At 66.0% G+C, this 6104-nt stretch carries 7 protein-coding genes; 3 read left to right on the top strand and 4 right to left on the bottom strand.

The features are described from left to right. Positions 1–90 precede the first annotated feature (90 nt). A complete protein-coding gene (locus CHC08_RS47330) occupies positions 91–909 on the bottom strand; it encodes a helix-turn-helix transcriptional regulator (protein WP_089213900.1) in 819 nt (272 codons plus the stop codon). Positions 910–1361: 452 nt separating this feature from the next. Here CHC08_RS47330 and CHC08_RS49250 point away from each other — a divergent pair, with 452 nt between their 5' ends. From CHC08_RS49250 to CHC08_RS47315, 3 genes are all read left to right on the top strand, one after another. Continuing rightward, positions 1362–1604 carry a hypothetical protein gene (locus CHC08_RS49250; RefSeq protein ID WP_143653709.1) on the top strand — a complete coding sequence of 81 codons (243 nt, stop codon included), beginning with the start codon at positions 1362–1364 and terminating at the stop codon, positions 1602–1604. 303 nt (positions 1605–1907) lie between these two features. Then, on the top strand, positions 1908–2333 hold the full coding sequence (locus tag CHC08_RS47320) for a hypothetical protein (protein WP_143653708.1): 426 nt from the start codon (positions 1908–1910) through the stop codon (positions 2331–2333). A 533-nt stretch (positions 2334–2866) separates the two neighbouring features. Then, positions 2867–3088 carry a hypothetical protein gene (locus CHC08_RS47315; protein ID WP_089213897.1) on the top strand — a complete coding sequence of 74 codons (222 nt, stop codon included), beginning with the start codon at positions 2867–2869 and terminating at the stop codon, positions 3086–3088. A 95-nt stretch (positions 3089–3183) separates the two neighbouring features. On the opposite strand, the gene CHC08_RS47310 is transcribed toward CHC08_RS47315, so the two are convergent. From CHC08_RS47310 to CHC08_RS50445, 3 genes are all read right to left on the bottom strand, one after another. Beyond that, positions 3184–4101, bottom strand: a complete 918-nt coding sequence (locus CHC08_RS47310; protein WP_089213901.1) for a helix-turn-helix domain-containing protein — start codon at positions 4099–4101, stop codon at positions 3184–3186. 273 nt (positions 4102–4374) lie between these two features. Continuing rightward, positions 4375–5427: a COG1470 family protein gene (locus CHC08_RS47305; protein ID WP_143653707.1), complete on the bottom strand. Its 1053-nt coding sequence runs from the start codon at positions 5425–5427 to the stop codon at positions 4375–4377. A gap of 101 nt (positions 5428–5528) precedes the next feature. Further along, positions 5529–6104: hypothetical protein (locus CHC08_RS50445; RefSeq protein ID WP_089213895.1), on the bottom strand; the 576-nt coding region annotated here is incomplete at its 5' end.

The following is a 6104-nucleotide window of genomic DNA, read 5'->3' as shown; positions in this document are numbered from 1 at the left end:
GCTCCCCAGTCCAGTGACCTTGCATAACATCCAGTCTGACCCCACCATCATTCGCGGCGGAGCCAGACCCCCAACATCTTCAGTGCGCTTCTAGGCCGTGAGACTGCTCAGCCGGGCCAGGGCGCGCTCGGACGGGCTGCCGGGATCGACATGCATGACGATCAGTTTCTGACCCGGCGCGTCGGTGACGCCGAACAGCTCACAGGTAAGGTCCAGCTCGCCGAGTTCACCGTGGCAGAGGGACTTGGCCATCCGGGTTACGCCGGATATGTCATAACGGGCCCACAGGCGGCGGAAGTCCGCGCTTTTGAGGGAGAGCTCATCGACCAGTTCGGTCAGGCGCGGGTTGTCGAGGTCTGCTCCCGCGGCGGAGCGTAGGTGGGCCACCCAGGAGGAGGTGACCCGCTCCCAGTCCCGGTAGAACTCGCGCGCCGCGGGATTCAGGAATGACAGCCGGAGCAGGTTGTCCATGCATCCCAGGTCACGGTGGAGGGCGGCGCCCATCGCGTTTATGGCCAGTACGTCCATCCAGCGACCGATCACCATCGCCGGGGTGTGCGACCAGCCGTGCATCAGCCGTAGCAGGTCCGGATTGACCTGTTCCGGCCGTTCGGCCGTTTCGCGCTGCCGCGACCCGGGGTGGGCGAGTCCGTACAGGTGCGTCGCGGCCTCGGGGCAGAGGTCCAGCACCTGCACCAGGGCATCGAGCACCCGATCGGACGGATGGCGTTCGCGCCCCTGTTCCAAGCGGATGTAGTAGCCGATGCTGACCCCGGACAGCAGCGCCACCTCCTCGCGGCGCAGTCCCGGCGTCCGGCGAGGGCCCGAGTCGAGTAGCCCCACCTGCTCAGGGGTGGTGACCTCACGCCGAGCGCGCAGGAACTCACCCAAAAGCTTGTGACTGTCCATCTCGTCACGTTATGTCACTAGTTGATTGACGTGGTGGTTGCGCCATTCCCAGGAACAGCCGTCCCAGTTGCCGAAGGAGCAGTCATCCCGGTTACCAAACCCGACCGGCTCGGCTCTCGCCCCGTACGTCCGATGACCTCCGGTGTCTCAGGGTCGGCTCTCCCGCTCCGTACGCCTGGCGATCTCGGCTCTCCGGCGCCGTATGCCTGGTGACCTTCGGTGTCCCGAGGGACTCCTCCGCGGGGTTCGCCGCATCTCACTCGTATCCGGTACCGCCCGGCCGGTCCGGATCCCTGCCAGGGGAGGAATGCCTCCCCTGGCAGGCAGGGTGCTGAGGGGGAGCCGTCGTGTCCTCGATCTCGCAGGACCGTCTCGTCTGGTGGTGCCGGCGAACCTGGAGGTAGTGGTAGCTCAAAGCCGTGAAGGCCAGGACTGCGGCAACGATCACACCCGTGATCACCGCCCAGAGCACGATTTCCATCGCCGAGTTTCCGTCCGTTGAGACCTTTGTCGCGTTATCACGTCCCCGGTTCTTCGAGCGTTGGCAACTCTCCGGCTGCGAGAAGTCGCGAAAATGGCAGAATATTTGGATTTCTTTTGCCGACCTCGCCACGGAGGATCTGCCGAAGACCGTCCCACTGCTGTGCGTCAATGCCGCGGTGCGGCCGGCCGCCCTGACCACGGTGAAACGGTGAGGTCGGTCGCGCCCTGACCACGGTGGAGATACCGCTTCCGGCATATCGCCATGGGCTCCGCCTGAGTTTCACGATGAGCTCCGCGATGAGCTGGAAGGCACGTATTCGATCGCGGACCCATGGCCTCGTCGCGGTGCCCTGGTGGGGGAGACCCACGACGATCTGCTGGTCGTCGCCGTAGACGATCCTTCCTAGGACCGAGGAGCGCATCCCTTCACATTTCTCGATTTAAAAATCCATACAGGACCCGTTCGGCAGTGCGTAGGCTCGTAGACGACCATCGCCAACGAAAGCATGGAGACCGTGACAGAAAACGGCGTACCCCGTGCTCGTCGCATCGGGGCGAGCATTCGGATCGGTGCGGTTCTGGCCGCGGCGTCTCTGGCGAACTATCTCGCCTGGCTGGGGTGGGACCAGGAGCGGGATGTCGAACCGGACGGCAGTCTCAGCGGCCCCTATCAGCCGTGGCAGGTGGTGGGCCTGGTGATCGTCCTGGGAGTCCTCGGCGCTCTTGCCGGCCGGCGCGGTCACCCGAAGATCGGCACGCTCAGCATCGCGGGTGTGACGTGGCTGGCCTGGTCGATCGACGCCGCCACGTCGGACGACAGCGGCCTCTGGGCCGTGGGCGCGGTGATGTTGCTTCCCGCGGTCTTCCTCGGTGTTGGTCTTGTCGCGTTCTTGACGGTTCCACGTGAAACCGTCAACCAGGACGTTGGTCGCGCCGAGTGATCGATGCGGGTCGGGCGGTTACGCGGCGTTCGCGAAACTTGTTGGCGAGGGCTTCGCGTCGGTAGCGCTTTCGAAGACGAGGACCGGATGGGGGTCCGCGTTTTCAAACACGCTCGAATCCAGTTCTCTAATATCAGATGTGATGACGTCGCGAAGAGCTGAAACTGATATCACATTCGAATCGTGGTCAATAATGCGCTGATTTCCCTGCCTGTCATTTTCCTTCTCCGTGGCGCTGCGCTGAACCCTCCGGGGAAGTGTCGTCCAAGCCGCCGTCGGCGGTGCGAATCCGCAGCTCGAAGGCTCGCGGCGGTTGGCTGAGGCGCAATGCGGAATTTTTCCGGTGAATGTTATGATCATATTCATGTAGTAATTTGCCAGGAATAATGTTTTGCCTCTGGCTGGGAGATTCCGCCTGATATCGAGATTAGTCTGAGTGTTATTCAGCGCCGCATCGGCGTATCCCGAGACTCGGAACCGACACTCGTCATCCCCGTCGATCGGGATTCGGTCCTCACCTCAGGAGTGATCTGATGCTCAAGCGTTTGCTCTTCGCCGTCGTGCTGGCGGCGTCCACGCTCCTCATCACCGGAACCGTCACCGGCACCGCGCAGGCCTCCGCGCCAAACGTCTGCTCCTCGGCCCAGCAACCTCCAGGCCAGTGCGTATGGAGAACCGATGGCTGCTACTACTGCTACAGCTACAGGACCGGAAGCTGGGAGCAACAGCGTTGCAACGGCGGCTCCGAGGGCTAGCCGCATCGGCGAGCAACCCCGATGACAACGGCAGCCCCGCGAAGCACAGCCTCGCGGGGCTGCCTCACGCGTGGAGGAGCAGATTGACGTCGAGGTCAGCTCCGGGATGCGCGCAGCGCGGCGATGAACCATTCGAAGGCGGGGACACCGGGTGAGAACGGCGCATTGCCGTTGAGCACGCCCATGAGCTGCCAGTATCTCTCCACCCGGCGATCGGTGAACGTCTCCACCTCATCGGCCAGCCGACCTCGGTCTTCGGCAGGCAGCGCCGGATCCACGATCTGGTCCAGGATCGCCCTGCCCTCGGCCGACTCGGGGTCGATGCCGGCGGCCACGGCTCCTGCGGCGTGCTCAAGAACCAGGTTGACGTCATAGGGCTGTGGCCCGGATTCGCTCTGGGGCGCGGCGCCGGCCACCGCCATCTGACGTACGCGTTCCTGGAAGCCGGCATCACCCACGAGTTCGGCGAGTTCCAGCCAGGCTTCCGCCTGTTCCGAGGTGGGGTCGTCCGGCAGCTCTGCCGGAAGTTGGCGCATTCGGGTCGCGATGTGCGCTCCCGGTGTCTGCGGGTCTATGCCGTCGACCATCCGGTCGACGAAGTCGTCGATCATTCGCTGCCGTTCCTGAGCGGACAGGCGGGTCAACTTGTGCATGAGCATCATCTCCTCGGTCGTGCTTTCCCGATGGGTGATCGACCGCAGCACCGTCCGGCGTAGCTGGAGCGAGCGGATCTGGGTGTCCAGTGCCTGGACATGGGCCCGCGCGACCTCGGCCACCGTGCACTGCCTCGTCAGGATCTTCTGGACGGTGTCGAGGTCCAGTCCCAGTTCGCGCAGCGTCCGCACCAGGTCGAGCCGGACGACGGCCTCCGCGTCGTACAGGCGGTAGCCGCCGGCCGACCGGCACGTCGGCGGGATGACGCCGGCGTCGGACCAGAAGCGGATCGTCCGCACCGGCAGGCCCGTGCGCTCGGAGAGCTGTCCGATGGTGAGAAGGTTGTCGCGGTCGTTCACCACAGCAGCATCAACCCTCCAGTCGCTGGAGAGTCAAGCCCATTGTTCCGGCGACGCCTCGTGGACGGGCCGCTGCTGAGCGATGCCGTCGACGCACAAGATCAGGCTCATGCGGCGGCGTGTCGGTGGTCGGCGCGTTGATCGGGTACGGCGTGCCGCTTGAACCGACGCCCAGGGTGCCCCGCGACGCGTTCGCGCGCTGGGGCACCCTGGGCGGGGATTTTTCAAAGGTGCGAGTGCCTTCTTCCGATCGCCCGGCACCCCCGGTCCTGGTCAGTCTTTTGGTTTGCCGCCGTATTTGGCGATCAGTTCGTTCGCCTCGCGCAGGATCTCGGCCTGCTGCTTGAGGCGCTTGCGGCGCCGGGAAAGGATCACCCGGACGACGAGAAAGACAACAACGAGGAGGACGAGGAAAGCAAGCTGCGGCCACGGCAGTGCCCAGAGCGTGGTGTCGATCGCCACCTGCTGGGCGACGAGGCCCGAGGGCGACGTACCCACGGGTGCGGGGATCGCCACGACTTCCGTGGTGAGCGACCCCATCGGCCAGACGTCGGTCACCCGTGCGGTGAACTCGCGACTGCTACCCGGCATGATTTCCCTGGCTTTGGCTTCGGACGGGTCGTCCCAGCCGCTCTCCCCCACCAGGGCGGACGTTCGGACCTGCGAGTCCGGGGCCACCCGGACATTGCCGACGTTGGCCACGGTGTAGGTCACGTCGATGGAGCCCGCGGCGAAGGGGTTCCACGAACCGGTGTACTCGGCCCGCAGGCCGGTCACGGCGACCTTGGCCACGTAGTCGCCGGTCACGCGGAGGTTCACCCGGACGCCCACCCGGTTCTGGACCCGGACCTGCTTGGAGACCGTGTCCACGGACGCGGTGACACCCGCGGGGTGATCCCCCGGCGTCGCGTTCGGCGGTGCCGAGACCTTGACGGGCACGATGGCGGTGGCACCGGCGGGAATGGTCACCTTGTCGGGAATCTTGATCCATGCTCCGCCGTCGGTCGGCGTGGCGTCCGAGGGCCGCATGTCGAACAGTCCCTTGGCGGTCAGGTAGCCGTCGTTGGCGTCGATCGCGAAGACGACCTCCTCGGTGGAGCGGTTGATGACCGCGACATGCTCGGTCACCTCCTGCCCACCGGCCAGCTCGACATCGATCACCCTGCGGCCGTCGGGACCCTTGGCGTCGGCCGGCGCGACCGACCAGGTGATGTCGCCCCGGCCTGAGGCGCCGGCCGGGCCGGCGAATCCGACCAGGGTGGTCGCGCCGGCAGCGCACAGGAGCGCGAGGAGGGCAAGTGCCCTGCGCGGACTGCTCATGGCCAACAGAGGTGTCTCCTGTCTGATCTTGAACGTTCCGGGACGTGCGCCAGATTGGCACACGTCCCGGACGGACCCGGCGGGCGGGGGCGTTTGGCCCCGTTGGCTCACTGGTTGAACAGTGAGAGGGTCAGGGTCGAGTGGTACTCCCCGGCGGCGACGTCGACCGGGGTGCGCAGGGCGAGGTCGGCGTTGACCTTGTGGATGCCGATCTCTTCGGTGGAGTTCGCGGTCGAGACGAGCAGTTCCTGGCTCTTCAGACCTTCGGTGGGTGCGTCGGTGCCGTCGGAGAGGATGCTGGAGACGGGCTCGCCGGCGGCGACCGCTCCGGTGGTGGTGTCGCTCAGCAGGCGCGGCTTCCAGCCCAGGTATTCCGGGCCGATGGTCTTGGCCGGGTCGCCGGTCGTGACGAGCTGGCTGGACTGGCCGACGACCGCCCAGAACTCTCCGTCGGGGATCTCGTCGGGGAGGCGGGTGTCGGTGACCGTGACCGTGGGCAGGGTGCCGGTGAACTGGCGGGCGGTGGCGTTGGATCCGTTCTCCGCGAGGGTGACGCCGCTGTTGTCGGCCACGGTCATCGAGATCGTGCCGGGGACGCGGAGGGGCTCGATCGTCACCGAGACCTCGACGCCTTCGGGGTCGGGTTCGTCGGCCGCCATCGCGGGACCGGCCAGGCCGGCCAG

This window comes from Streptosporangium subroseum (assembly GCF_900188345.1).
In the GTDB taxonomy this organism is placed as follows: Bacteria; Actinomycetota; Actinomycetes; order Streptosporangiales; family Streptosporangiaceae; genus Streptosporangium; species Streptosporangium subroseum.
The sequence above is the reverse complement of the archived record's forward strand: the minus strand, read 5'-3'. Positions and strand labels throughout refer to the sequence as shown.